Origin of the sequence: Streptomyces sp. NPDC002044 (assembly GCF_040296725.1) — a bacterium.
Classification (GTDB): domain Bacteria; phylum Actinomycetota; class Actinomycetes; order Streptomycetales; family Streptomycetaceae; genus Streptomyces; species Streptomyces antarcticus.
Genome location: NZ_JBEOXU010000011.1, coordinates 49128 through 75387 on the forward strand (window position 1 = coordinate 49128; position 26260 = coordinate 75387).

Consider the following 26260-nt stretch of genomic DNA (forward strand, 5'->3'; position numbering starts at 1 on the left):
CGGTGCGGGTAGCGTGTTGCATCACACAGGCCCCCGGGGGCCCGGACGGAAGCGGCGCGCAGAGCTATGAGTACGCAGAGCAGGCTGACCCACCTCGACGAGGCCGGTGCGGCCCGGATGGTCGACGTCTCCGAGAAGGACGTCACCAGCCGGACGGCCCGGGCCAGTGGACGGGTGCTCGTGTCCCCCCGGGTGATCGAGCTGTTGCGCGGCGAGGGCGTCCCCAAGGGCGACGCCCTCGCCACCGCGCGGATCGCCGGGATCATGGGCGCGAAGAAGACCCCCGACCTGATCCCGCTCTGCCACCCGCTGGCCGTGTCCGGGGTCAAGGTGGACCTGAAGGTCGCCGACGACGCCGTGGAGATCCTGGCGACCGTGAAGACGACCGACCGCACGGGCGTAGAGATGGAGGCGCTCACCGCCGTCGCGGTCGCCGGGCTGACCGTCATCGACATGGTCAAGGCCGTCGACAAGGGCGCCGTCATCACGGACGTCCGGGTGGAGGAGAAGACCGGCGGCAAGTCCGGCGACTGGACGCGCGCGTGAACGCCCCGCGCGGCGGCGAGGTCCACAGCCACCTGCACGCGGTGCCCGCGGCGCCCGTGGAGACCGGGCCCGAGACCGCCCCGGCGGCGCTGCGGGCCCTGGTGGTCACCGCCTCGAACCGGGCCTCGCAGGGCGTCTACCCCGACCGGGGCGGGCCGCTGCTCGCCGAGGCCCTGGAGCAGCTCGGCTTCACGGTGGACGGCCCCCGGATCGTTCCGGACGGCGACCCCGTCGGGCAGGCGCTCCGCGAGGGCGTGGCCGCCGGGTACGACGTCATCCTCACCACCGGCGGCACCGGCATCTCGCCCACGGACCGCACCCCGGACGCCACCGCGCGGGTGCTGGACTACGAGATCCCGGGCATCCCGCAGGCCATCCGCGCCGAGGGACTGGCGAAGGTCGCCACCGCGGCCCTGTCGCGGGGCCTGGCCGGCGTGGCCGGGCACACCCTGATCGTCAACCTCCCGGGCTCGACGGGCGGGGTGAAGGACGGCCTCGCCGTCCTGTCCCGGATCCTGCCGCACGCCGTGGACCAGATCCGCGGCGGCGACCACCCCAGACCGGCGGGACCCTCCGGGAGCACGAGCTGAACGGCCCGACCTGGCCGGTGGTCCTGGCGGACGGCGACGTCACGCTCCGGCCGATAAGGCTGCGGGACCAGAAAGCCTGGCGCGAGGTCAACCGGCGCAACCGCGAGTGGCTCCGCCCGTGGGAGGCGACGATCCCGCCGCCCGCCCCGTGGGGGCCGGTGGTCCAGCGGCCGACGTACCGCCAGATGGTGCGCCACCTGCGGGCCGAGGCGAACGCGGGCCGGATGCTGCCCTTCGTCATCGAGTACCAGGGCCGGCTCGTCGGGCAGCTGACGGTCGCCGGGATCACCTGGGGCTCGATGTGCGCGGGCCACGTCGGCTACTGGGTGGACCGTGAGGTCGCGGGCCGCGGCGTGATGCCGACGGCGGTCGCGCTCGCGGTGGACCACTGCTTCGGCCGGGTCGGGCTGCACCGGATCGAGGTGTGCATCCGCCCGGAGAACGGGCCGAGCCGCCGGGTCGTGGAGAAGCTGGGGCTGCGCGAGGAGGGGCTGCGTCCGCGCTACCTGCACATCGACGGGGCCTGGCGCGACCACCTCGTGTACGCGGTCACGGTGGAGGAACTCCCGGAGGGACTGCTGCGCCGCTGGCACCGGGCCCGCCATCCGGAGAGCCCGACGAAATAGAAACCAAAACCGAATACATGTTCGGATTAAGGGGCGCGGAACCGATTCGCCCATAACTTGATCCGAAGAATCACAAAAAAAGTCCGTGATATCAGCGAGTTCGTGCGACACACCGGCCCAATTGGCCGATCCCGTCGGCCCCGCCCCTCTACGGTGTGAGGTGTGAGCAGCAGCGGCCTCATCTACGCAGTCATTGTCGGGGCCTGGGCCGCCTACTTGGTGCCCATGTGGCTCCGGAGGCAGGACGAGCTGAACGAAGCCCGTCCGACGGAACGCTTCTCCACTGCCATTCGGCTGCTTTCCGGCCGGGCGGGAATGGAGCGCCGTTACGCCAAGGGACTGCGTGAGCGCGGTGACGAGGAGGCGGAGCCCCAGCCCCGCACGGACCCGGACGCCGCCACGGAAAAGGTCGAATCCGTGGACGCCGACGCCCGGGCCTTCGTCGTGCCCCCGACCCGGTCGGAGCCCAGACGCGCCGAGGCCGAGCGCGAGCAGCGCGCGGAGCGGGCCCGGCGCGAGCAGCGTCTCCAGGTCCTCGCCCGCCGCCGGCGCACCACCGCGCTCCTGTTCCTGGTCTTCACCCTGGGTGCGGTCGTCGCCGCGGTGGGCGGCCTGCGCCTGCTGTGGGCTCCCGCCGTACCGGCCTTCCTGCTGAGCGCGTACATCGTGCACCTGCGGGTCCAGGAGCGCCGCCGCTACGAGTTCACGATGGACCGACGCCGCGCCGAGGCCGCCGCCCGGCACCTGCGCGAGAACCGCCCGCGCCGCCGCGAGCCCGAGGCCGCCGCGGGCGCCGATCCGGACCCCGCGCCACCGGTCTCCCCGCAGGAAGCCGGCCGCAGGGCGCTCGTGGAGCAGACCGACCACGCCGAGTGGGTGGACCAGCAGCGCGAGCGCGAGCGCGGCCCCGCCCGCGGTGACAGCTGGGAGCCGGTCCCGGTCCCGCTGCCCACGTACGTGACGGCGCCGGTCGCCCCGCGCGCCACCGGACCCGCCGCCCCGGACGCCTGGAGCTCGACCCGCTCCAGCACCGCCGAGCCGACGGAGCCGCGGCTGCGCGCCCAGCCCGCGGTTCCCGCGCCCGCGCAGGAGCCCAAGCCGCAGACCGCGCCGCGCCCCCGGGGGCGCGAGCGGGGCCGTACTCCGCTGTTCGACCAGTACGAGAGCGACGAGCGTCCGCGAGCCGCCAACGAGTGAGCGGACCTGCGCGGAGCTCCCGGAATCCGGTTTTGGAGCACCCGCGAGGGGATGCTAATGTTTCACACGTCGCAAGGGCCTGTGGCGCAGTCTGGTAGCGCACCTCGTTCGCATCGAGGGGGTCTGGGGTTCAAATCCCCACAGGTCCACAAACGACAGTTCGCGAGTAGCTCTCGGGAACGTCATGAGATCCCGTCCGGTCGAAAGACCGGGCGGGATCTCGGCGTTTCCGGGGGCGTTCCTCCCGGCGGTGCGCCAAGAACTCCTGTGCGAACGGAAGATCGCCGTTGTTATGATCCGACACGATCGGAGGGGGACCGGTCGCGAAGAGTCAGATCCGCCCGGCCCGCGAGAGCGGCCGGACGTCGTTCGCTCCGCGCCAATCCCCCTCTCCTGTGCTCGCCCAAGAGAGGGTGGTTGTGGATCCGACCGTACGACGATCGTCGAGGCTCCGCCGAGGACTGGGAGCCGTCACGCTGGCCCTGGTCACCGGCGCCACGTCACTGACCGTGGCCCTGCCCGAGGCGGTCGCCGTCCCGGCCGCGGGCGCCGCAGCCGGCGAACTGGTGCTTCCCGCGGCCCCGCGCGGCCTCCCGGCCCGGGACCGGCTGTTCGTGGCCGGCGCCACCGGCCTCCTGCACGCCCGCGAGGGCAGCGACCGCTTGCTGTGGACCCTGTACGACACCGGCGCCACCACCGACACGGGGCTGCGCCTGCCCGCCCCGCTCAGTGCGGACCTGGACGCCGGCCAGCCCTCGCGCGGCCACAACGGAGCCCCCGACCCCCGCTACGGAACCTCCTCCGACACGGTGGCGGTCCACACGGCGGCCAAGGCGAAGGCACCCGCCAAGGTCGACCTGTACGACCTGACGACCGGTCGGCCCGTCGTGCTGGGCACGGTCACGATTCCCGCCGGGCAGACCTACTACGGGACGTACGGGCGCACCGTACTGACCTTCGAGGGCGGCGACTCCGCCGTCACCGGCTGGTTCCTGAACCGGCTGGACGCGGGCTCCACCGTCCGCACCAAGGTGGCGCTGCCCGCCGGCGCGGTGCTCGCGACCTCGGTGCACGACGGCGACCAGAACGCGCTGATCCTGCGTCACCGCCTGGACGACCTCACGCACTCCGTCCTCGTGGACGTCGCGACGGGGCAGACCACCGCGCTGCCGGACGAGGGCCCGTACGACTTCACGTACGGATTCCGGCTGGCCAAGGGCAAGGTGCTGCGCACCGACCAGCAGAACACGGTCGAGGTGCTGGACCGGGCGCAGCCGCAGACCGTCGTCAGTTCCACCTACTTCAACCCGGTCGACGGCGAACTGCGGCTGCTCGGCGGCTGGCTGCTCGGCACCCAGTCCGTCGCGGGGACCTCGGGCGACAACCGCGGCCGTCCGCTGCACCTGGCGGAGGTCGGCTCGACCTCCGGGGGCGTCGAGTTCCTGCTGGAGTTCGCCGACTCCCAGTTGCTGCCCGCGCCGGACGGCTCGCTCATCGCGATCGGCAGTGCGAAGGCCCCCGAGCACGGCGCCCAGCCGCAGACCGCCGTCCACCGGATCACCGCGGCCGGCGCCGCCAAGCCACAGGCCGTCAAGCTGGTCGACGTGCCCCACGCGCCCGCCACCGTCTTCGGGCTGACGATCGGCGGCGGCGTGGTCACCGCCGCCTCGGACACCGTCCAGTTCCAGCCGGGCGACATCACGGGCGCCTACCGCAGCTACCGCGTCTCGAACGACGCGACCCCGGTCAAGACCGCCGAGTACCTCGACGGCCAGCACCGCATCAGCGACTGCTTCAGCTTCAACGCGGGCTGCGTCGGCCTGCGGTCCACCGGAGACGGCCGCTACCTGGAGCACGAGCCGGTCGAGCGGGACCGGTACGTCGTCGTCCGCGAGGCGGGGAACAAGGAGTGGGCCGGCACGATCCCCATGAACGGCGAGAGCGGCATGCAGACCGCTGACGTCTCGGGCCGTTACATGGCGCTCGCCCAGACCGCGTACGGCAACTGGACCGCCAACCACCAGGTGATCGTCAACGACCTCGACACCAGCACCCGGGTGTTCACGACGCAGGCGACCGGCGTCGCGTTGCAGGGCGACACGCTCTGGACCTCCAAGGAGGGCAGCACCACCGTCTCCGCCACCGACGTGCGGGGCGGGCAGGCCCGCGGCAGCTTCACCACGCCGTGCCCGGCCACACTGCTCGAGGCCGTCGGGCGTTACGTCGCCTGGAACTGCCAGGACGACCACGGCACCGTGCGCACCAGCGGCGTGTACGACACGGTGACCCGCCAGACCCTCTCGGTGCCGGCGCAGACCGTCGGCTGGTCCCAGGTGAACTGGGGCCGCGAGTCGCTGCTCGGCGACGGCTACCTGGTGCGCCAGGACATGGCCACCGGCCGGCTGCTGCTGCTCGACTTCCACGAGGGCATCAAGACCTCCGGCGGCGAGAACACCGTGCAGGTGCGCACGCTCGCCCAGGGCGACGAGTGGAAGTCGCTGCGCCAGCCGCACCGGTCCTGGTCCGTCGACCGCACCGGCGCGAACATCGTCTGGACCGATGCCGACGGGAGGCGCGTCCACGTCGCCAACAACGGCATCCCGGCCGTTCCGGCCGTCCCGGCGGGCGACCGCTTCACCGCGCTCTCCCCGGCACGGCTGCTGGACACCCGGGAGGCCCTCGGCCGTCCCGGAACCCAGCCGGTGGCGGGAGGCGGCGAGGTGTCGCTCCAGGTCGCGGGCCGCGCGGGAGTGCCCCAGTCCGGGGTGAAGGCCGTCGTGCTGAACGTGACGGTGACCGACCCGAAGGCCGACGGTCACCTGACCGCCTGGCCGTCGGGCACCACCCGGCCCGGCTCCTCCAACCTCAACTGGACGGCCGGGCGGACCGTGCCGAACCAGGTCGTGGTCCCGGTGGGCGCGGACGGCAAGGTGAACCTGCGCATCGCCAGCCCGGGCTCGGCGCACGTGATCGCCGACGTCTTCGGCTACTACTCGGCGGACGCCGCCGGCAGCACCTTCGCCTCGGCGGGACCGGCGCGGCTGCTGGACTCGCGGGCGGCCGTCGGCAGGCCGGGCACCGACCCGGTGCCGGCCCGCGGCGAGGTGTCGCTGACCGTGGCGGGCCGCGGCGGTGTCCCGCAGAGCGGGGTCAAGGCCGTCGTGCTGAACCTCACGCTGACGGACGCCAAGGACGCCGGGCACCTGACGGTGTGGCCGTCGGGCACCACCCGGCCGACCTCCTCCAGCCTCAACTGGACGGCCGGCCAGACCGTGCCCAACCACGTGGTGGTCCCGGTCGGCGCGGACGGCAAGGTGAAGCTCTACAACGCGAGCGGGGGCTCCGCCCACCTGATCGCCGACGTCTTCGGCTACTACTCCGACGACCCGGCCGGCGCCACCTTCCGCACCGCCGGTCCCCAGCGCATGTTCGACACCCGCACCACCAGCCCGGTGGCCGCGCGGGGGAGCACCGTGCTCGACCTCTCCGGCAGTGGTGCGCCGGCCCGCGCCAAGGCGGTCGTGCTGAACGTGACGGTCACCGACCCGAAGTCCGACGGTCACCTGACCGCCTGGCCCTCGGGCACGACCCGCCCCGACTCGTCCAACCTCAACTGGACGGCCGGCGCCACCGTGGCCAACCTGGTGACGGTGCCGGTGGGCGCCGACGGCAAGGTGGAGTTCGCCAACATCGGCTGGGGCTCCGCCCACGTGATCGTCGACCTCTTCGGCTACCTCGGCTGAGACCTGAGCCGCGGTACGGCCCGGCCTCAGGCCGGCGCCGTCCGCGGCTCCGTCGTTTCCGGGGCCGGGGCCGGGGCCGTGGCCCGGGCCGGGTCAGGAGGGGGTGTGGAGCGCCTTGGCCATGCAGCGGCTGGAGTCGTGGAAGCGGTAGTGGCCGAACTTGGCGGCCGGGGCGTAGCCCGAGGAGAGGTACAGGGCTATCGCCTCCGGCTGCTGGTCGCCCGTTTCCAGGACCATCCGGGTACGGCCCGCCGCGCGGGCGTCGTCCTCCAGCACGGCCAGGATGCGCCGGGCGAGGCCCAGGCCGCGGGCCTCGGGGACGACGTACATCCGCTTGAGTTCGGCGTCGCCGTCCGCGTACCCCTCGTCGTTCTCGTCCTGGCGGCGCCAGCCGCCGCTCGCGACGGGAGCGTCCTGGAGGTCGTAGGCGATGAGGTAGAGGCCCCGGGGCGGGGCGAACATCGCCGGGTCGAGGTACGTGACGTCGCCCTCACCCTGGTACCGCTCCTGATACTCGAGCTGGACCTGGTCGTTGAGTTTGACCGCGTCAGAGTGGTCGTAGGGTACGGCGCGGAGCTGGATCATCCCGTGAGACATTCGAATATCGTACGGAAGCCTCCCGCTATCGTGCAGGGATGCTCACTGTGACCTCCGTGAATGTGAATGGGATCCGCGCCGCCGCGAAGAAGGGCTTCGTGGAGTGGCTCGCCGGGTCCGACGCCGACGTCGTCTGCCTCCAGGAGGTGCGGGCCGAGGAGGGGCAGATTCCCGCCGAGGCCAGGGAGCCCGAGGGCTGGCACACCGTCTTCGCGCCCGCCGCGGTCAAGGGCCGGGCCGGGGTCGCGCTCTACAGCCGGCGCGAGCCGGAGCGGGTGCGGATCGGCTTCGGCAGCGACGAGTTCGACGCCTCCGGCCGGTACGTCGAGGCGGACTTCCCCGGGGTGACCGTCGCCAGCCTCTACCTGCCCTCGGGCGAGGCGGGGACCGGGAAGCAGGACGAGAAGTACCGGTTCATGGAGGAGTTCCTCGGCTACCTCCGGGAACTGAAGGCGCGGGCCGCCGCCGACGGGCGCGAGGTCGTCGTCTGCGGCGACTGGAACATCTGCCACCGGGAAGCCGACCTCAAGAACTGGAAGACCAACCGCAAGAACGCCGGCTTCCTCCCCGAGGAGCGGGAGTGGCTCGGGAAGGTCTACGGGGAGGCCGGCTACGTCGACGTCGTGCGCGGGCTGCACCCCGACACCGAGGGGCCGTACTCCTGGTGGTCCTACCGGGGCCGTGCCTTCGACAACGACGCCGGCTGGCGCATCGACCTCCAGGTCGCGACCGAGGGGCTGGCCGCGAAGGCCGTGAAGGGCTTCGTCGAGCGGGCCGAGACGCACCCGGAGCGCTGGTCCGACCACGCGCCGGTGACCGTGGTCTATCAGCTCGGGGTCTGATCCGGGCCTGGGGAGGGCGCGGGGGGCGGCGGTGACGCGGCCAGGAGGCGGTCCATGGCCATCGTCAGCTCCGCCTCCACCACGCTCTTCGCCAGCGGGCGCAGGCGCGGGAGCGCATCCTGCGAGGTGTGGGCCGAAATCAGCTCGGTGAACAGGGCGGCCAGCGCGTCCGCGTGCTCGCGGACCCGGCGGCCGGTCTCCAGGACCGCGGAGAGCGGGATCCCCTCGCGCACCAGGGCCGAGGAGACGTCCAGCAGCCGCCGGCTGACGTGCACGATCTCCTCGCCGTCGGTCGCGAGGTAGCCGAGGTCGAGCGAGGCCGCCAGGTTCTCCGGGGTGACCTCGCCCTCGAAGTAGTCGGCGAGGGCCTCGGGGGTCAGGCGGACGGGGGTCTCCTCGGACCAGCCGATGCCGAGCAGCTCACCCAGCTGGCCCACGTCGCGGCCGCTCTCGAAGGCGGCGGTCAGCTCGGCGATCCCGCCGAGGGTGTGGCCGCGCTCCAGCAGGGCGGCCACGGTGCGCAGCCGGGCCAGGTGGTGTTCGTCGTACCAGGCGATGCGGCCCTCGCGGCGGGGCGGCGGGAGCAGTTTGCGCTCGCGGTAGAAGCGCAGGGTGCGGACGGGGATGCCGGCCGCCTCGGCCAGTTCCTCCGTACGGTACTCGCGCACTGTCTTCGCTTCCGTCTCGTCCTTCGCCACAGGCGCAGCCTATGGCGTACCGGCGGTAACTTTCCGGGCGCGACCCCTACCCATGAGTACGGAGCCGCTCTACTCTCCCGATTGTGCCAGTGATTGCTGGCAGTGTTGCGATGGTCTGGCAAGGCACTGCGGATGAAGCGGAGGCGGCGGGCATGGGCGAGCGCGAGCAGGGGCGGCGTGAGCACGTACGGGTGGCGGTGATCGGATCGGGTTTCGGCGGTCTCGGGGCCGCCGTACGGCTGCGGCGCGAGGGGATCACGGACTTCGTCGTCCTGGAACGGGCGGGGTCGGTCGGCGGGACGTGGCGCGACAACAGCTATCCGGGGTGCGCGTGCGACGTCCCGTCGCACCTGTACTCCTTCTCCTTCGCGCCCAACCCGGACTGGCCGCGGACCTTCTCCGGGCAGCCCGCCATCCGGGAGTACCTGGAGCACGTCGCCGACACCTTCGGGCTGCGCCGGCACATCCGCCTCGACTCCGAGGTACGGATGATGCGCTGGGACGCCGAGGAACTGCACTGGGAGATCGAGACCGCCGCCGGGGAGCTGACCGCCGACGTGGTCGTGTCGGCCACCGGACCGCTGTCCGACCCGAAGATGCCGGAGATACCCGGGCTCGCGGAGTTCCCCGGAAAGGTCTTCCACTCGGCCCGCTGGGACCACGACCACGACCTCGCCGGTCAGCGCGTCGCCATGATCGGCACCGGCGCCTCCGCCATCCAGATCGTGCCCGCCATCGCCCCCGACGTGGAGCGGCTCACGCTCTTCCAGCGGACCCCGCCGTGGGTGATGCCGCGCACCGACCGGGCGATATCCACCGCCGAGCGCTGGCTCCACCGCCAGCTGCCCTTCACCCGCGCGGCGCGACGCGGGCTGCTGTGGGGGATCCGGGAGCTCCAGGTCAGCGCCTTCACCAAGCGGCCGAACCAGCTCGGGCTCGTCGAGGCGCTCGCCAAGGCCAACATGGCCCGCTCCATCAAGGACCCGGCGCTGCGGGCCAAGCTGACGCCCTCGTACCGGATCGGCTGCAAGCGGATCCTGCTGTCCAGCGAGTACTACCCGGCGCTGGCCCGGCCCAACGTGGACCTCGTCGCCTCCGGACTCAAGGAGATCCGCGGCTCGGTGCTGGTCGCCGCCGACGGGACCGAGACCGAGGTCGACGCGATCGTCTTCGGCACCGGCTTCCACGTCACGGACATGCCGATCGCCGACCGGGTGGTCGGCGCGGAGGGCAAGACCCTCGCGGACGAGTGGAAGGACGGGATGCAGTCGCTGCGCGGCGCGACGGCGGCGGGCTTCCCCAACTGGATGACGATCATCGGTCCGAACACCGGGCTGGGGAACAGCTCGATGATCCTGATGATCGAGTCCCAGCTGAACTACATGGCGGACTATCTGCGCCAGCTCGCCCTCCTCGGCGGCGGCTCGGGCGGGAAGGTCGCGCTGGCGGCCCGGCCCTCCGCGGTGAACACGTGGAACCGGCACGTCCAGGCGCGGATGGAGCGGACGGTCTGGAACACCGGCGGCTGCACCAGCTGGTACCTGGACGCCCAGGGCCGCAACACCACCGTCTGGCCGGGCACGACCGGGGAGTTCCGCAAGGAGACGCGGACCGTGGACCTCGGCGAGTACGAGGTCGTCCGCGCCCGGGACCGGGACCGTGACCGGGGACAGGAGCGGATACCGGTGCCCGTGGGCGGGACCCCCGCCGCCGCCGGGACCCCCGCCGCCGAGGAGGGCGCCGCGTGAGCCGCACGGCGCACGTCACGACCGGGCGCTACGCCCCGCCCGCCGCGCGGCGGGAGCTGGAGGCCGTTTCCGCCGACGGGGCCCGGCTCCACGTCGAGGTGCACGGGGAGGAGGGGGCGCCGGCCGTGGTGCTGGCGCACGGCTGGACCTGCTCCACGGCCTTCTGGGCCGCGCAGATCCGCGAGCTGGCCACGGACCACCGGGTCATCGCCTACGACCAGCGCGGCCACGGGCGCAGTCCCGCCTCCCGCGCGTGCACCACCACCGCCCTCGCCGACGACCTGGTGGCCGTGCTGAAGGCCACCCTGGCCGCCGGTGAGCGGGCCGTCGTCGCCGGGCACTCCATGGGCGGGATGACCGTCATGGCGGCCGCCCGGCGGCCCGAGTTCACCGAGCACACCGCGGCCGCCCTGCTGTGCAGCACCGGCAGCGGGCGGCTGGTCGCCGAGTCGCGGGTCCTGCCGCTGCGCCCGGGGCGCGCGCGGACCCGCATCACCGGCGCGGTCCTGGGCTCCCGCGCCCCGCTCGGGCCCGTCACGCCGGTCGCCCGCGCGGTCCTCAAGTACGCCACCATGGCCCCCGGCTCCGCGCCCGACGCCGTCGAAGCCTGCGCCCGCATCGTGCACGCCTGCCCCGCGGGGGTCCGCCGGGACTGGTCCCAGGTGCTGGCCGGGCTGGACCTCGACCGGGATCTCGCCCGGCTCACCGTGCCCACCGCCGTCATCGCCGGTACGAGCGACCGGCTCACCCCCGTGGTGCACGCCCGGGGGCTCGCCGCCGCGCTGCCGAACTGCGTGGGGCTGACCGAGCTCACCGGGGTCGGACACATGACCCCGATCGAGGCCCCCGAAGCCGTCACCCGCGCCGTGCGCGAACTGGCCGCCCTGTACCTCCCCACCGAAGAGAAGGAGAAGACGCCGTGAGCCGCAGGAGTCTGGAAGGCCAGGTCGCCGTCGTCACCGGCGCCGCCCGCGGGGTGGGCGAACTGCTCGCCCGCAAGCTCTCGGCGCGGGGCGCGAAGATCGCGCTCGTGGGACTGGAGCCGGAGGCCCTCAAGGAGGTCTCCGAACGGCTGCACACCGAGAGCGCCCACTGGTACGCCGACGTCACCGACCACGAGGCCATGGCCCGCGTCGCGCAGGAGGTCAAGGAGCGCTTCGGCAAGGTCGACATCGTCGTCGCGAACGCGGGCGTGGCCTCCGGCGGCCCGTTCGCCGACTCCGACCCGGACGCCTGGCGCCGGGTGATCGAGGTCAACCTGATCGGCGGGGCCGTCACCGGCCGGGCCTTCCTGCCGGTCCTGACGGAGAGCCGCGGCTACTTCCTCCAGATCGCCTCGCTCGCCGCGATCACCCCGGCGCCGATGATGACGGCGTACTGCGCCTCCAAGTCGGGCGTCGAGGCGTTCGCCCACTGCCTGCGCGCCGAAGTCGGCTACAAGGGTGTCAAGGTCGGCGTCGGCTACCTGTCGTGGACCGACACCGACATGGTGCGCGGCGCCGACCAGGACGACGTGATGCGGGAGCTGCGCCAGCGGCTGCCCTGGCCGTCGAACCGCACGTACCCGCTGGGGCCGGCCGTCGACCGGATCGTGGCGGGCATCGAGCGGCGCTCGGCGCACGTGTACGCGCAGTGGTGGCTGCGCGGGATGCAGGGCGTGCGCGGCTACCTGCCGGCGATCATCGCGGCCGTCGGGCAGCGCGAGATGAAGCGGTTCGAGCCGCGGCTGGCCTCCGTCTCGAAGGGGCTCGTCGGGGCCGGCGGGGCCGCGGACGAGCAGGAGCGGGCCGTACGCCCCTGAAGGCGAACTGTCGGATGTGCGAGGTTCGTCCGGTCGTGCCAGGCTGGTCGCACCCGAGCCCCCCGACACCACGCTGGAGGAACGCCATGGGCCTGAGAGACCAGTTCCACGAGAAGGCGAAGCAACTGGCGGAGCGCGCCGGCGCCGAAGCCGGCCGGATCCGCGACGCGTCCCCGGAGGGTTCGGCGCAGCGCGCGCCGGACGCCCCGGGCACGACCGACCGGGCGGAGCGGCGCCGCCCCGCCGAGGTCGTCGACGACGGCGTCGGCGCGTAGCCGCACGCGGCCGGACCGGCCGACGGCGAGGGGCGCGGCCCGCGGGCCGCGCCCCTCGCGCGTACCCCTCCCGCCTGCGTACCCCTCCCGCCCCTACGGCCTCGGCGGCAGCTCCGGGCGGCGCAGGTCCGGCACGTCCGTGTAGCCGGGCGGCACCGCCGCCGGGTCCTGCTCCAGCAGCTCCAGCGCCAGGTGCACCGCGTCGTCGAGCTGCGCGTGGCGGCCCTCCGCCCAGTCCAGAGGGGTCCGCAGGACTGCGAGGTCCGGCTCCACGCCGTGGTTCTCCACCGACCAGCCGTACTCCGGGAACCACGCCGCGTTCATCGGCACCGTGATCACCGTCCCGTCGCCGAGGGTGTGCCGGCCGGTCATCCCGACCACACCGCCCCAGGTCCGCTGGCCGACCACGGGGCCGAGCCCCAGCAGCTTGACGGCCGCGGTGATCATGTCGCCGTCCGAGGCGGTCGCCTCGTCGGCCAGCGCCACGATCGGACCGCGGGGCGCGTTGGAGGCGTACGACACCGGCTGGGCGCCCCGCGGGAGGTCCCAGCCGAGGATCGAGCGGGTCAGCTTCTCCACCACCAGTTCGCTGATGTGCCCGCCCGCGTTGCCGCGCACGTCCACGATCAGCGCCGGGCGGGACATCTCCATCCGCAGGTCGCGGTTGAACTGGGCCCAGCCCGAGCCGCCCATGTCCGGGATGTGGAGGTAGCCGCAGCGGCCGCCGCTGAGCTCCCGGACCACCGCGCGCCGCTTGGACACCCAGTCCTGGTAGCGCAGCGGCCGCTCGTCGACCAGCGGGACGACCGCCACCCGGCGGGCCCGGCCGGAGCCCTCCGCGGGCCGGAAGGTCAGCTCCACGGTGGTGCCGCCGGCCGCCCCGAGCAGCGGGTACGGGCCGGCCACCGGGTCGACCGGGCGGCCGTCCACGTGGGTCAGCTCGGCGCCCTCCCGGATGCCGGTACCGGCCAGCGGGGAGCGGGCCTTGGAGTCGGAGGACTCGCCGGGCAGGATGCGGCTGACCACCCACGCGCCGTCCCGGGGGACCAGGTTGGCGCCGAGCAGCCCGATCGCCCGCTGGTAGTGCGGGGGGCCCTCGTTGCGGCGGGCGGGGGAGACGTACGCGTGCGAGGTGCCCAGCTCCCCGAGGACCTCGCGCATCAGGTCGGCGAACTCGTCGGGCGAGGCGACCCGTTCGACCAGGGAGCGGTACTGGCGCAGCACCCCGTCCCAGTCGATCCCGCACATGCCCGGCTCCCAGAAGTAGGCGCGGATGATCCGCCCGGCCTCCTCGAACGCCTGGCGCCACTCGGCCGCCGGGTCGACCTCGTGCAGGATGCGCCGCAGGTCCAGGTAGACGGTCGAGTCGCTGTCGCCCGACTCGGTCGCCGGGACCGCCCGCAGGTCGCCGTCGTCGTTGACCACGAGCCGGGTGCCGTCCCCGCTGACCGCGAACCAGTCCAGCCCGGCGGCCAGTTCGGTCTTGCGGGCCTTGGTCATGTCGAAGTGCTCCAGCGTCGGCTTGCCGCTGGTGTCCGCCGGGTTGGCGAAGGTCTCGCCGAGCGCGCCGGAGATGGGCCAGCGCAGCCACACCAGCCCGCCGCCGCTGACCGGGTACAGCGCCGAGTACTTCGACGCCGACACCGGGAACGGCGTCACCCGGCTTTCCAGCCCCTCCACCTCCACGGTCACCGCGCCGTCGGCCGCCTCCGAGTCCCCCTCGGCCGGGTCGAGCCCGCCGGCCGCGGGGCGCCCGTCGGGCGAGAACGCGAACGGCGAGGGGGTCGCCGAGGACAGCGGCACCAGATAGGGGCGGCAGCCCAGCGGGAAGGACAGGTCCCCGGTGTGCACGTCGTACACCGGGTCGAAGCCCCGCCACGACAGGAAGGCGAGGTAGCGGCCGTCCCGGGTGAAGACCGGACTCTCGTCCTCGAAGCGGCCGTTGGTGACGTCGATGACCGTGTGGGCGCCGGGACCGGAGATCCGGGCCATCCTGATCTGCCGCAGCGAGCGGCCGATGCCCGGGTGCGACCAGGTCAGCCAGCACCCGTCGGGGGAGAACGCCAGGTCGGTGACGGGTCCGTTGTCGGACCGGACCAGCTCGGTGACCTCGCCGTTGGACTCCTCCGTCGCGTCGATGAGGAGCAGCCGCCCGTCGTGGGAGGCGATGGCGAGGCGCTCCCCGTCCGGGTCGGACAGCAGCTCCAGTACGCGCCCCAGCTCGCCCGAGGCCAGCCGGCGCGGCTCCCGCTCCCCGGAGGCCCGCGGCAGGTACGCGATCTCGACCGCGTCCTCCCCTTCGGCGTCGGTGACGTACGCGACCTGCCCGCCGCTGCCGAGCATCTCCGGCAGCCGCACCCGCACGCCGGGGGTGTCGGCGATGGTCCGGGCGGGCCCGTCGCGATGGGTCAGCCAGTACAGGCTGCCGCGCACCACGACCGCGCTGGCCCGGCCGGTGGCGTCCACCGAGAGGGAGTCGACGTGGCTGGCGGCCGGCACCTGGTAGCTGCGCCGGCCCGCGCGCGGACCCCCCAGCCGGACCCGGAGCTTGCGCGGGACCGCGTCGGGGGCCAGCGACTCCACCAGCCAGAGGTCCCCCGCGCACTGGTAGACGATCCGGGAGCCGTCGCTGGAGGCGTGCCGGGCGTAGAACTCCCGGTGGTCGGTGTGGCGGCGCAGTCCGGTGCCGTCGGGCAGGCAGGAGTACAGGTTGCCGACGCCCTCGTGGTCGGAGAGGAAGGCGATCCGGCCGTCCACGAACATCGGCGAGTCCAGGTGGCCCTCGATGTCCTCCAGGAGCCGTGTGCCGTGCAGCCAGAGCCGGCCCGTGGCGCCGCCGCGGTAGCGCTTCCAGGCGGCCGGCTCGTGCGGGGGCTTGCCGGTGAGCAGCAGGGTGCGCCGCTCGCCGTCCTCTCCGTCCCGCACCTGGAGGTCGGAGACCGGCCCCCAGGGCAGGCGGCCGCCGGGGCTGCCGTCGGTGGGGAGGCTGTAGGCCCAGGCGAAGTAGGAGAAGGGCTGGCCGTGCGAGGAGACGGCGAGGATGTCGCTGCGGCCCTCCTCGTCGGGCGGGGTCCAGCCGCAGACGCGGGTGTCGGTGGCGCCCCAGTAGCTGAGCTGCCGGGCCGGGCCGCCGTCGACGGGGACGAGGTGGATCTCGGGGTCGAGGCTGCGCCAGGTGGTGAAGGCGATGTGCCGGCCGTCGGGGGAGAAGCGGGGGTGGCTGACCCGGGTCCGGTCGACGGTGACCCGCCAGGCCCGGCCGGGGGTCTGTCCGTCGGGGACCAGGGGGGCGATCCACAGGTCGTCCTCGGTGGCGAAACACAGCAGGTCGTCGTGCAGGTGCGGGAAGCGGAGGTACGCGACGTCGTGACTCACCCCCCAATGCTTTCCGCGGCAGGAGGGCCTGGCAACTCGTACAGGTGATCCACGACACGGCCCGAAGCGAAACGGTACGGTTTCGTTTCGCTAGGGGTGGGGGTATGGTCTTAAGCGTACGGAACAGTTTCGTTCGGACGGAGGATGCGGACATGACCGAGGCGATGACGGCTCGGCGCAGCCGGATCACCCCCGAGCGGCAGGCCGAACTGCACGAGGCGGTCCTCGACCTCCTGCGTGACGTCGGCTACGAGGCGCTGACCATGGACGCGGTCGCCGCCCGGACGAAGTCCAGCAAGGCCACCCTCTACCGCCAGTGGGGGAGCAAGCCGGAACTGGTCGCCAAAGCCCTGCGGTGCACGCAGCCCGTCTCGCTGCGCGAAATCGACACGGGCACCCTGCGCGGGGACTTCGCGCGCATGGTGGCGCACTCGGACGACGCGCAGATGGCCAAGGACACCGCGCTGATGCGGGGTCTGGCCCACGCCGTCCACGAGAGCCCCGAGCTCCACCAGGCCCTGCGGGACCTGCTGGTCGACCCCGAGATCAACGGCCTCCAGCACATGCTCCAGCGCGCGGTCGACCGGGGCGAGATCCGCCCGGACTGTCCCGCTCTGGATTTCGTACCCCACATGCTCATCGGGGCGTTCATCGCGCTCCCGCTGATCGAGGACCGGCCCGTCGACCGTGCCTTCCTCGGTGACTTCATCGACGCCGTGGTGTTCCCCGCCCTCGGCGTCTGACTCTCCCCTCCCCGTCCCCACCACGCTTTCGCTGCTCCTGACACGCCGCTCTCGTCGTCGGGCCGGCTCACCACGCCCTGATCCGCCTCGGATCCATCCCACGACCTGAACGGGAGAACCACCGACGTGGCCACCTTCCTCTACCGGCTCGGCCGGGGCGCCTTCCGGCGCCGCCGCCTCGTCGCCCTCGTCTGGGTGGCGCTGCTGTTCGTCGCCGGCTTCGGCGCCGCATCGGCCTCAGCGCCCACCTCCGGCTCCTTCTCCATACCCGGCACGGAGGCCCAGAGGGCCTTCGACCTGCTGGACCAGCGCTTCCCGGGCATGGCCGCCGACGGCGCCACCGCCCGCATCGTGATCAAGGCCCCCGAGGGCGCCAAGGTCACCGACCCCGGCACCAAGACCGAGGTCGAGAAGATCGTCTCCGAGCTGAAGTCCGGCCCGGGCGCGCAGCAGATCTCCTCGGTCGCCGACCCGTACCAGTCCCAGGCCGTGAGCCAGGACGGTTCCACCGCCTACGTCAGCGTCAAGTACGACGTCAGCGGCATGGAGCTGACGGACGCGGCGCGCGACGCGCTGAAGGACTCCGGCAAGGAGGCCACCGCCGCGGGGCTGAACGTCCAGATCGGCGGCGACGCCCTGATGGAGACCCCCGCGACCGGTTCCGGCGAGATCATCGGCATCGCCATCGCCGCGATCGTCCTCGTCATCACCTTCGGCTCGCTGATCGCGGCCGGTCTGCCGCTGCTGACCGCGCTGATCGGCGTGGGCATCGGCGTCTCCTCCATCACCGCGCTCGCCAACGTGCTGGACCTCGGCTCGACCACCTCCACCCTCGCGATGATGATCGGCCTCGCGGTCGGCATCGACTACGCGCTCTTCATCGTCTCCCGCTACCGCGCGGAGCTCGCCGAGGGCCGTGACCGCGACGAGGCCGCCGGCCGGGCCGCCGGAACCGCCGGCTCCGCCGTCGTCTTCGCCGGTCTGACCGTGGTCATCGCCCTCGTGGGCCTGGCCGTCGTCAACATCCCGATGCTGACCAAGATGGGCTTCGCGGCCGCCGGGACCGTGGTCATCGCGGTCCTGGTCGCCCTGACGCTGGTCCCGGCCATCCTCGGCTTCGCGGGCAAGAAGGTCCTCCCCGCCGGCACGAAGAGCAGGCTGTTCGGCAAGGGCCGCCCGGCCGGGGCCGAGCCCAAGGCCAACGGCGGCACCCGCTGGGCCCGCTTCGTCCTGCGCCGCCCCGTCATGGTGCTGCTGGCCGGCGTGATCGGCCTCGGCATCATCGCGATCCCGGCGAGCAAGCTGGAGATGGGCCTGCCGGACGACGGCGCCCAGCCGGTCTCCACCAGCCAGCGCCAGGCGTACGACCTGCTGTCCGACGGCTTCGGCCCGGGCTTCAACGGCCCGCTGATGGTGGTCGTGGACGGCGACAAGGCGGTCGCCGACAAGACCGTCGACCAGATCAAGGGGCTTCAGGGCGTGGCCGCGGTCACCCCGCCGAACCTCAACAAGGCCGGCGACGCGGGCGTCATCACCGTCATCCCCAAGGACCGTCCGTCCTCGGTGCAGACCGAGGACCTGGTCCACGAGATCCGCGCGGTCAGCGGCGACGAGGTCCTCGTCACCGGCCAGACCGCGATGAACATCGACTTCTCGCAGAAGATGAACGACGCGCTGCTGCCCTACCTGGCGCTCGTGGTCGGCCTCGCCTTCCTGCTGCTGATGCTGGTGTTCCGCTCGATCCTGGTTCCGCTCAAGGCGGCCCTCGGCTTCCTGCTGTCGGTCGTCGCGGCCCTCGGCGCGGTCGTCGCGGTCTTCCAGTGGGGCTGGCTCGGCTCGCTGTTCGGGGTGGAGCAGACCGGACCGATCATGTCGATGATGCCGATCTTCATGGTGGGCGTGGTCTTCGGTCTGGCCATGGACTACGAGGTCTTCCTCGTCACCCGCATGCGGGAGGCGTACGTCCACGGCGAGCGCCCCGGCCAGGCGGTCGTGACCGGCTTCCAGTACAGCGCCCGGGTGGTCGTGGCCGCCGCCGTCATCATGATCGCGGTGTTCGCCGGCTTCATCGGGGCCAGTGAGCAGATGGTGAAGATGATCGGCTTCGGTCTCGCCGTCGCCGTCTTCTTCGACGCCTTCGTGGTCCGCATGGCCATCGTCCCGGCCGTCCTCGCGCTGCTCGGGCACCGGGCCTGGTGGCTGCCGAAGTGGCTGGACAGGCTGCTGCCGAACGTGGACGTGGAGGGCGAGAGCCTGCGCAAGCACCTCGACGGCACCCCGGATTCCCCGGAGGGTCCGGACAAGGACCGCGAGCTGGTCAACGTCTGACCGCGCGGGCCCCGCACGACGGCCCGGCCCCGTACCACCTGATCACCAGGTGGTACGGGGCCGGGCCGTTTGCGCCTACCGGGTGACGGAGGCGTACGTACGGCGCAGGAAACGGCGCAGCACGGCGATGTCGAACTGCACCACGGCGACGCCCTCGGGGGAGTGGAACTCGACGACCGCCTGGACGCGGCCGCAGGGCCAGACGCGTACGTCCCCGGTCCCCGTCGGGGTCACCAGGCCGGCTTCCAGCAGGGCGCGGGGGAAGACCCACTCGTTGTCCGTGCCTTCGGGGGAGAGGTCCGCGGGGAAGACGATCCGGACGGCCAGGGGTTCGTCGGGGTCGAACCGGAGGAAGGCCGGGACGGTCCGGTAGAACGGGTCGTCGGTGATCACGCGTGCCCTGGCGCGGTCCTCGACGGCGGCCGCGGTCGCGGTGGCCGCTCCGGCGGCGGGCGGATTCTCGGCGGTCGCTGACATCGACACGACTCCTCGAAATCGGAACATATGAGTCCGTTTGTCCGTCAAGCCTCGCACATTCCGACGAAAGCGCACCGCTCCTTTTGTGACGGAGGCGCTCTTGCCAACGGTTCGCAAGTGGGCACTATTCTTGAACGGTTAAAGACTTTGTAAGTCTGTGTGAGGAAGCGGAGCCATTCCATGCATGTGCCCGACGGTTTCATCAACGCACCCGTCTCGGTGGCCGCCGGAGTGGTGGCCGTCGCCGCGGTGGGCGTCAGCCTGCGCGGCGCGCGCCGCGAACTCGACGATCGGACCGCCCCGCTCGCCGGCCTCGTGGCCGCCTTCGTCTTCGCCGTCCAGATGCTGAACTTCCCGGTGGCGGCCGGCACCAGCGGCCACCTGCTCGGCGGGGCGCTCGCCGCGATACTCGTCGGCCCCTACACCGGCGTGCTGTGCGTCTCCGTGGTGCTCCTCATGCAGGGCATCCTCTTCGCCGACGGCGGGCTGACCGCGCTCGGCGTGAACATCACCGTCATGGGCGTCGTCACCGTGGTCGTCGCGTACGCGATCTTCCGCGGTCTGCTCAGGGTGCTGCCGCCCACCCGCCGCTCCGTGACCGCGGCCGCCTTCACCGGCGCCCTCGTCTCGGTGCCGGCGGCGGCCGCCGCCTTCACCGCCGTCTACGCCGTCGGCGGCACCACCGACGTCCCGCTCGCCAAGGTCTTCACCGCCATGGTCGGCGTGCACGTCCTCATCGGCATCGGCGAGGCCGCCATCACCGCCGCCACCGTCGGCGCCGTGATCGCCGTCCGCCCCGACCTGGTGCACGCCGCGCGCGGGCTGAGCGCGCCGCTGAAGCTGCGCGTCGGCGGCGAACTCGTCGACGCCCCCGCCGCCCAGGCCCCCGCGCCGGCGGCCCACCGCTCCACCCGGACGTTCTGGCTCACCGGCCTGGTCACCGCCCTCGTCCTCGCCGGATTCGTCTCCTTCTACGCCTCCGCCAGCCCCGACGGCCTGGAGAAGGTCGCCGCCGACAAGGGCATCGACGCGAAGGCCGAGGACCACGCGGCCGCCGGCTCCCCGCTCGCCGACTACGGCGTCAAGGACGTCGAGGACCCGCGGCTGTCCGGCGGCCTCGCCGGAGTCATCGGCGTCGGCGCGACCGTGGCCGTCGGCACCGGGATCTTCATCACCGTGTCCCGCCGCCGCCGCTCCGACGAACTCACCGCCGCCTCCACGGCGCCCCCCGCGGCCGGCTGACATGGGAGCCGGCCACGCCCACACGCTCTACCGGCACGGGCACTCGCCGGTCCACCGCCTGCCGCCGCACTGCAAGCTCGCCGCGACCTTCGCCTTCGTGCTCGTCGTCGTGTCCACACCACGCGAGGCGGTGTGGGCCTTCGGCCTGTACGCCGTCCTCGTCGCCGGGGCCGCCGCCGTGGCCCGCATCCCCGCGGGCTTCCTGCTGCGGCGCCTGGTGATAGAGGTCCCCTTCGTCGCCTTCGCCGTCCTCATGCCCTTCGTGGCGGAGGGCGAGCGGGTCGACGTACTCGGCATGTCCCTCAGCGTCTCCGGGCTCTGGGGCGCCTGGAACATCCTGGCCAAAGGCACCCTCGGCGTCGCCGCCTCGGTGCTCCTCGCCTCCACCACCGAACTGCGGGCGCTGCTGCTCGGCCTCCAGCGGCTGAAGCTGCCGCCGCTGCTCGTACAGATCGCCTCCTTCATGATCCGCTACGGCGACGTGGTCACCGACGAGCTGCGCCGGATGTCCGTCGCGCGGCGCTCGCGCGGCTTCGAGGCCCGCGGCGTCCGGCACTGGGGCGTGCTGGCCAAGACGGCCGGCGCCCTGTTCATCCGCTCCTACGAACGCGGCGAGCGGGTCTACCTGGCCATGGTCAGCCGCGGCTACGCCGGCTCGATGCCGGTGATCGACGAGGTGACGGCCACGCGGACCCAGTGGGCGTACGCCGCCGCGCTCCCGGTGACCGCGCTCGCCGTCTGCCTGATGGGATGGACCCTGTGACGACCGCACCCTCGCTGGAGATCTCCGGCCTCGCCTACGCCTACCCCGACGGCCACCAGGCACTTTTCGGAGTGGACCTGACCGTCGGGCGCGGCGAACGCGTCGCCCTGCTCGGCCCCAACGGCGCCGGCAAGACCACCCTCGTCCTGCACCTCAACGGGATCCTGGCCGGCGGCGTAGGCTCCGTCACCGTCGCCGGGCTGCCCGTGGAGAAGCGGAACTTCGCCGAGGTCCGGCGCCGGGTCGGGATCGTCTTCCAGGACCCCGACGACCAGCTGTTCATGCCGACCGTCCGGGAGGACGTCGCCTTCGGCCCGGCGGCGGCCGGGCTGCGCGGCGCGGAGCTGGAGGAGCGGGTCCACGCCGCCCTGGAGCAGGTCGGCATGGCCGGCTTCGCCGACCGGCCCCCGCACCACCTGTCCTTCGGGCAGCGCCGCCGGGTCGCGGTGGCGACCGTACTGGCCATGCGGCCCGAGATCCTCGTCCTGGACGAGCCCTCCTCCAACCTGGACCCGGCCTCGCGGCGCGAACTCGCCGACGTCCTGCGGTCGCTGGACGTGACGGTGCTGATGGTCACCCACGACCTGCCGTACGCGCTGGAGCTGTGCCCGCGGGCCGTGATCCTCAGCGAGGGCGTCATCGCGGCCGACGGCCGCACCCAGGACCTGCTGTGCGACGAGCGGCTGATGCGGTCCCACCGCCTGGAGCTGCCGTTCGGCTTCGACCCGCGTTCCGTGCACGTGGCATAAGGGCGCGGCGCCGCGTGTTGGACCGCTCGTGAACATCCAGGGTGAGGTGGCGGAGGGTTTCGAGGCCGTCCGCGAGGCCTTCGTACGCAACTTCGAGGTGCTCGGGGACCGCGGCGCGGCCGTGGCCGTGTACCGGGACGGGCGCCGGGTCGTCGACCTGTGGGCCGGTCCGAAGGACGCGGACGGGACGTGCGACGGGGGCTCCGCCGAGCCGTGGGGGGCGGGGACCGCGCAGGTGGTCCGGTCGGCCACGAAGGGGGTCGCGGCCGCCGTGCCGCTGCTGCTGCACCAGCGGGGGCTGCTGGACCTGGACGCGCCGGTCGGCTCGTACTGGCCCGGGTTCAAGGCGGGCGGCAAGGACCGGGTCCGCGTACGGGACCTGCTCGCGCACCGGGCCGGGATACCCGCGCTGGACCGGAGCCTGACCCCGGCCGAGGCCGTCGACGGCACGTCCGGGGCGCGCGCCGTCGCCGCACAGCGGCCCTTCTGGGAGCCCGGCACCGACCACGGCTACCACGCGCAGACGTACAGCTGGCTGCTGTCGGAGCTGGTGCTGCGGGTGACCGGGACCTCGATCGGCCACTGGCTGGCGGCCGAGGTCACGGGCCCGCTCGGGCTGGACTTCTGGATCGGCCTGCCGGACGCCGAGGCGGCGGCCGGCCGGGTGGGCCGGGTCGCCCCGGTGAAAGCGCCGGAACGGGCGGGCACGCTGCGGATCCGGCCGCGCAGGAACGTGTCCGAGGCGTACGCCGACCCCGCCTCCCTGACCCGGCGCGCCTTCGCCGCCATCGACCCGCTGCCGGACGAGAACGCCCCGGAGTACCGGGCCGCCGAACTCCCCGCCTCGGCGGGCACCGGCACGGCGCGGGCCCTGGCCGGGTTCTACGCCGCGCTGCTGGACGACACCGAGGACGGCCGCCGCCTGTTCACCCCGCGGACCACCGCCCTCGCCGGGTCGGAGCTGTCCGCGGGCCCGGACCGGGTGCTCGTGGTGAACACCCGCTTCGGCCCCGGCTACATGCTGCACGGCGCCGCCTCACCGCTGCTGTCCCCGGCGTCCTTCGGGCACCCGGGGCGGGGCGGCTCGCTGGGCTTCGCCGACCCGGAGGCGGGCGTCGGCTTCGGGTACGTCACCAACGGCCTGGCCCCATCGGTCACCGCCGACCCGCGGGCGCAGGCCCTGGTCCGGGCGGTGCGGGCCTGCCTCGTTGCGGCGGGCGGGTTCGATTCCGGGTCCGATTCCGGAGCCGGGCCCGGTTCCGGCCGGGGCTCTGCCGGGGGCCGTTAGGCGGCGGCCGGCCGTTCGGCCGTTCCCCTGCGTCGGCCGGCCGGGTGAATGCGGCGCCGCTGCCGGGGGCCCTGCCCCCTGCCCCCGGGCCCCGCGCCCCGGCGGTGGTGGGGCCGGGGCGGGGCCCGGCTCAGGCGGTCGTGGGGGGCCGGGATGGGCCGGGGGCACGGGTGGGGTCAGTTCGAGGTGAGGACCGAGGCTACGATCGGGCCCGCCGCGTCGCCGCCGTGGCCGCCGCCCTCGACCATCGCCGCCGCGGCCACGTCGCCGCTGAACCCGGTGAACCAGCTGTCCGGGCTGCCCGCGCCGTCGACCTCCGCGGAGCCGGTCTTCGCGCCCTTGTCGCCGCCGACCGGCGCCATCGCCTTGGCGCCCGTACCGCTCGTCGCCGTCATCCGCATCATCGACACCAGCTGCTGCTGCACCCCCGGCTTCATCCGGCGTTGCGCCGTCGCGACCGTACGGCCGTCGAGGTCCGGGGACACCAGCAGCGGCTGGCGGAACACCCCGGTGCGCGCGGTCGCGGTGATCGACGCCACGTTCAGGGGGTTCATGGTGATCCGGCCCTGGCCGATGTACGCGGCGGCCTCCTCCGCGCCCGTCGCCGTCGGGACCGTGCCGTCGGTGGACTTGATGCCCGTCTTCCAGTCCAGCCCGATGCCGAAGACCTCCCGCGCCTCCTTCGACAGTGCCGCGTCGTCGCGCACGTCGTCGATCGGCTTGATGAAGGCGGTGTTGCAGGACTGGGCGAAGCTCTTCGCGAAGGTCGCGCCGGGCAGTTCGAAGTTCTTCAGGTTGTGGAAGGTGCGGCCGCCCCAGACCACGTCCTTCGTGCACTCCGCCGGCTTGTCGGCCGCGACCAGGCCGCGGTCCAGCAGCATCGCCGCCGTCACGACCTTCATCGTCGAGCCCGGCGCCCGGTTGCCCGTCATGGCCGCGTCGTAGCCGTCCGCGCGGTGGTTGGCGACGGCCAGGATGTGCCCGTTGCTCGGCTTGACGGCGACCACCGACGCCTCGGGGTACTTGGCGACCGCCCGCTCGGCCGCGGCCTGCACCTTCGCGTCCAGGTACGTCTTGAGGGTGCTCGGCTCGCCCTCCACCAGCGTCAGCAGGGTCCGCCGGGTGCCACTGCCGCCGGACGCGGGCTCGATCCACAGCTCCGCGCCCGGCTTGCCGCCGCCCTTTTCGCCATACGTCTCGCGCAGCTGGGCCAGGACCGTCCGCAGCGAGGGGTACTTCTCCGCGGTCAGCTCCTCGCCGTTGCGGTCCACGGCCTTGACGGGCGGGCTCGCGGGCGCGCCCGCGCGCAGCGTCTCGCTCGGGCCCAGCTCCGGGTGGATGATCGAGGACTTCCAGTCGACCAGTGGTTTGCCGCTGGTCAGGCCGCGCACCACGGTCAGCCGGGAGTCGTAGACGAGGGGCTTGGTGACACCCTCGTACGTGATCTCCGCGGCGACCTTGAAGGGCACCGTGGTCCCGGTCGGCGGACCGGGGGTGATCACGGCCTTCGACACGAACGCCTTGGCCGTGAAGTCGCCGAACGCGCTCTGCGCGGCCGCGGCGTTGTTCGTCAGGTCGGCGGCCGACCGGCCGTCGCCCTGCGCCCACGCCGCGAGGAAGACCTTCGCGGTCGAGGCGGCCTCCTTCTCGCCGACGGGGCCACTGCCCTTCTCCGATGCGGTCCGGGCGCCACCGGACGAGCCGCCCCCGCCGTTCTCGTCTCCGACGAGCGCGTACACCCCGTACGACGTCCCGCCCACCATCGCCAGGAACACCCCGCCGACGATGGCACTCTTCGCTGCCCCGTTCACTACTGGTCCCTCCCCCGGGAAACACATCACTTCTCTGAACATGTTCAAAGAACCTCAGGTGCAGACCTTACGCTGTGCATACACGATGATTCACCCTTGTTACCGGAACGGAACATCTTCCAGGAGCCCCATGAACCCCAGGAGCCCCATGAACGTCGCGCGCGAGGTGGAAGCGGCCCGGGTGGACGGGCCGCCGCCGGAGCGGGTCTGGTACACGGCGTACGGCTCGAACATGCACCTGGACCGGCTGAACTCCTACCTCGCCGGAGGCACCCCGCCGGGGTCCGCGCACCGCCACCCCGGGTGCCGCGACCGGCGCGCCCCCTCGCGGTCGCTCCCCGTCGAGCTGCCCGGCCGGCTGTACTTCGCCACGGAGTCCGCGGTGTGGACCGGCGGCCGGGCCTTCTACGACCCGGCGCCGCCGGGCCGGACACGGGCGCGGGCCCACCTGGTGTCGGCGCGGCAGTTCTCCGACATCGCGGCCCAGGAGATGTACCGGGACCCCGGCGCAGACCTGGACCTGACCACGGTGCTGCGCACGGGCCGCGACGAACTCGGGCCCGGCCGGTACGAGACGCTGATCTGCCCCGGCGCGCTGGAGGGCATCCCGGTGCTGACCTTCACGGCGCCCTGGGCCATGGGGGACGTGGACTGGGCCGAGCCCTCCGCCCCGTACGTACGGCTCCTGGCGGCGGGCCTGCTGGAGTGCGGCCCGTGGGACGAGCGCTCCGTAGCCGCCTACCTGGCCCGCTGCCCGGGCGCGGCCGGCCACTGGACCCCGAGCCGGATCGAAGCCCTCCTCGGGCCCGCCTGACGGCCGG

Annotated in this window: 22 protein-coding genes and 1 tRNA gene; 18 read left to right on the forward strand and 5 right to left on the reverse strand. The window is 73.2% G+C overall.

Annotated elements, in window-relative coordinates:
* The first annotated feature begins 66 nt into the window (after window positions 1-66).
* The 6 genes from moaC (at window position 67) to ABT106_RS05175 (ending at window position 6702) form a co-directional block, all read left to right on the forward strand.
* Window positions 67-546 carry a cyclic pyranopterin monophosphate synthase MoaC gene (gene moaC, locus ABT106_RS05150; RefSeq protein ID WP_351272502.1) on the forward strand — a complete coding sequence of 160 codons (480 nt, stop codon included), beginning with the start codon at window positions 67-69 and terminating at the stop codon, window positions 544-546.
* 56 nt (window positions 547-602) lie between these two features.
* Window positions 603-1136 carry a MogA/MoaB family molybdenum cofactor biosynthesis protein gene (locus ABT106_RS05155; protein WP_351272574.1) on the forward strand — a complete coding sequence of 178 codons (534 nt, stop codon included), beginning with the start codon at window positions 603-605 and terminating at the stop codon, window positions 1134-1136.
* A gap of 17 nt (window positions 1137-1153) precedes the next feature.
* A complete protein-coding gene (locus ABT106_RS05160; protein WP_351272504.1) occupies window positions 1154-1762 on the forward strand; it encodes a GNAT family N-acetyltransferase in 609 nt (202 codons plus the stop codon).
* A 162-nt stretch (window positions 1763-1924) separates the two neighbouring features.
* Window positions 1925-2959, forward strand: a complete 1035-nt coding sequence (sepX, locus tag ABT106_RS05165) for a divisome protein SepX/GlpR (RefSeq protein WP_351272507.1) — start codon at window positions 1925-1927, stop codon at window positions 2957-2959.
* A gap of 75 nt (window positions 2960-3034) precedes the next feature.
* Window positions 3035-3108: transfer RNA gene (locus ABT106_RS05170), tRNA-Ala, on the forward strand.
* Window positions 3109-3378: 270 nt separating this feature from the next.
* Window positions 3379-6702 (forward strand): hypothetical protein, encoded by a 3324-nt coding sequence (locus ABT106_RS05175; RefSeq protein ID WP_351272509.1) that lies wholly within the window; start codon window positions 3379-3381, stop codon window positions 6700-6702.
* A 93-nt stretch (window positions 6703-6795) separates the two neighbouring features.
* Here the strand turns inward: ABT106_RS05175 and ABT106_RS05180 are convergent, their stop codons facing one another.
* A complete protein-coding gene (locus ABT106_RS05180; protein WP_351272512.1) occupies window positions 6796-7299 on the reverse strand; it encodes a GNAT family N-acetyltransferase in 504 nt (167 codons plus the stop codon).
* A gap of 38 nt (window positions 7300-7337) precedes the next feature.
* Between ABT106_RS05180 and ABT106_RS05185 the strand changes: the two genes are divergently transcribed.
* Window positions 7338-8141 carry an exodeoxyribonuclease III gene (locus tag ABT106_RS05185; protein WP_351272514.1) on the forward strand — a complete coding sequence of 268 codons (804 nt, stop codon included), beginning with the start codon at window positions 7338-7340 and terminating at the stop codon, window positions 8139-8141.
* Here ABT106_RS05185 and ABT106_RS05190 read toward each other — a convergent pair.
* Entirely contained in the window at window positions 8126-8839 is a 714-nt protein-coding gene (locus ABT106_RS05190) for a MerR family transcriptional regulator (protein WP_351272517.1), read from the reverse strand. The two genes, ABT106_RS05185 and ABT106_RS05190, sit on opposite strands and share 16 nt — an antisense overlap.
* Window positions 8840-8991: 152 nt before the next feature.
* On the opposite strand from ABT106_RS05190, the gene ABT106_RS05195 reads away from it, so the two are divergent.
* The 4 genes from ABT106_RS05195 to ABT106_RS05210 all read left to right on the forward strand — a co-directional run bounded on the left by ABT106_RS05195 (window position 8992) and on the right by ABT106_RS05210 (window position 12663).
* Window positions 8992-10587, forward strand: a complete 1596-nt coding sequence (locus tag ABT106_RS05195) for a flavin-containing monooxygenase (protein WP_351272519.1) — start codon at window positions 8992-8994, stop codon at window positions 10585-10587.
* The gene (locus tag ABT106_RS05200) at window positions 10584-11510 is read left to right on the forward strand and encodes an alpha/beta fold hydrolase (RefSeq protein WP_351272522.1); all 927 of its coding nucleotides are present in this window, start codon (window positions 10584-10586) and stop codon (window positions 11508-11510) included. The genes ABT106_RS05195 and ABT106_RS05200 overlap by 4 nt, the downstream gene beginning before the upstream one ends.
* A complete protein-coding gene (locus ABT106_RS05205) occupies window positions 11507-12388 on the forward strand; it encodes an SDR family oxidoreductase (protein WP_351272524.1) in 882 nt (293 codons plus the stop codon). The genes ABT106_RS05200 and ABT106_RS05205 overlap by 4 nt, the downstream gene beginning before the upstream one ends.
* Window positions 12389-12474: 86 nt before the next feature.
* Window positions 12475-12663 (forward strand): hypothetical protein, encoded by a 189-nt coding sequence (locus tag ABT106_RS05210; RefSeq protein WP_351272526.1) that lies wholly within the window; start codon window positions 12475-12477, stop codon window positions 12661-12663.
* A 93-nt stretch (window positions 12664-12756) separates the two neighbouring features.
* Here the strand turns inward: ABT106_RS05210 and ABT106_RS05215 are convergent, their stop codons facing one another.
* On the reverse strand, window positions 12757-16038 hold the full coding sequence (locus ABT106_RS05215; protein ID WP_351272529.1) for a S41 family peptidase: 3282 nt from the start codon (window positions 16036-16038) through the stop codon (window positions 12757-12759).
* A 152-nt stretch (window positions 16039-16190) separates the two neighbouring features.
* Here ABT106_RS05215 and ABT106_RS05220 point away from each other — a divergent pair, with 152 nt between their 5' ends.
* The gene (locus tag ABT106_RS05220) at window positions 16191-16781 is read left to right on the forward strand and encodes a TetR/AcrR family transcriptional regulator (RefSeq protein ID WP_351272531.1); all 591 of its coding nucleotides are present in this window, start codon (window positions 16191-16193) and stop codon (window positions 16779-16781) included.
* A gap of 126 nt (window positions 16782-16907) precedes the next feature.
* Entirely contained in the window at window positions 16908-19109 is a 2202-nt protein-coding gene (locus ABT106_RS05225) for an MMPL family transporter (RefSeq protein WP_351272534.1), read from the forward strand.
* A gap of 75 nt (window positions 19110-19184) precedes the next feature.
* Here ABT106_RS05225 and ABT106_RS05230 read toward each other — a convergent pair whose 3' ends face one another.
* Window positions 19185-19586, reverse strand: a complete 402-nt coding sequence (locus ABT106_RS05230) for an SsgA family sporulation/cell division regulator (protein WP_351272537.1) — start codon at window positions 19584-19586, stop codon at window positions 19185-19187.
* A 180-nt stretch (window positions 19587-19766) separates the two neighbouring features.
* On the opposite strand from ABT106_RS05230, the gene ABT106_RS05235 reads away from it, so the two are divergent.
* Genes ABT106_RS05235 through ABT106_RS05250 form a run of 4 tightly spaced genes read left to right on the forward strand, consistent with a single transcriptional unit; the run spans window position 19767 to window position 23628 of the window.
* The gene (locus ABT106_RS05235; RefSeq protein WP_351272540.1) at window positions 19767-20828 is read left to right on the forward strand and encodes an energy-coupling factor ABC transporter permease; all 1062 of its coding nucleotides are present in this window, start codon (window positions 19767-19769) and stop codon (window positions 20826-20828) included.
* A 1-nt stretch (window position 20829) separates the two neighbouring features.
* Window positions 20830-21591, forward strand: coding sequence for a cobalt ECF transporter T component CbiQ (gene cbiQ / locus ABT106_RS05240; protein ID WP_351272543.1), 762 nt, complete (start codon window positions 20830-20832; stop codon window positions 21589-21591).
* Window positions 21579-22340, forward strand: coding sequence for an energy-coupling factor ABC transporter ATP-binding protein (locus ABT106_RS05245; protein WP_351272546.1), 762 nt, complete (start codon window positions 21579-21581; stop codon window positions 22338-22340). The genes cbiQ and ABT106_RS05245 overlap by 13 nt, the downstream gene beginning before the upstream one ends.
* 28 nt (window positions 22341-22368) lie before the next feature.
* The gene (locus ABT106_RS05250) at window positions 22369-23628 is read left to right on the forward strand and encodes a serine hydrolase domain-containing protein (protein WP_351272548.1); all 1260 of its coding nucleotides are present in this window, start codon (window positions 22369-22371) and stop codon (window positions 23626-23628) included.
* Window positions 23629-23804: 176 nt separating this feature from the next.
* Here ABT106_RS05250 and ABT106_RS05255 read toward each other — a convergent pair whose 3' ends face one another.
* Window positions 23805-25439, reverse strand: a complete 1635-nt coding sequence (locus tag ABT106_RS05255) for a penicillin-binding transpeptidase domain-containing protein (protein WP_351272551.1) — start codon at window positions 25437-25439, stop codon at window positions 23805-23807.
* 148 nt (window positions 25440-25587) lie between these two features.
* Between ABT106_RS05255 and ABT106_RS05260 the strand changes: the two genes are divergently transcribed.
* The gene (locus ABT106_RS05260; protein ID WP_351272553.1) at window positions 25588-26253 is read left to right on the forward strand and encodes a histone deacetylase; all 666 of its coding nucleotides are present in this window, start codon (window positions 25588-25590) and stop codon (window positions 26251-26253) included.
* Window positions 26254-26260: the final 7 nt, after the last annotated feature.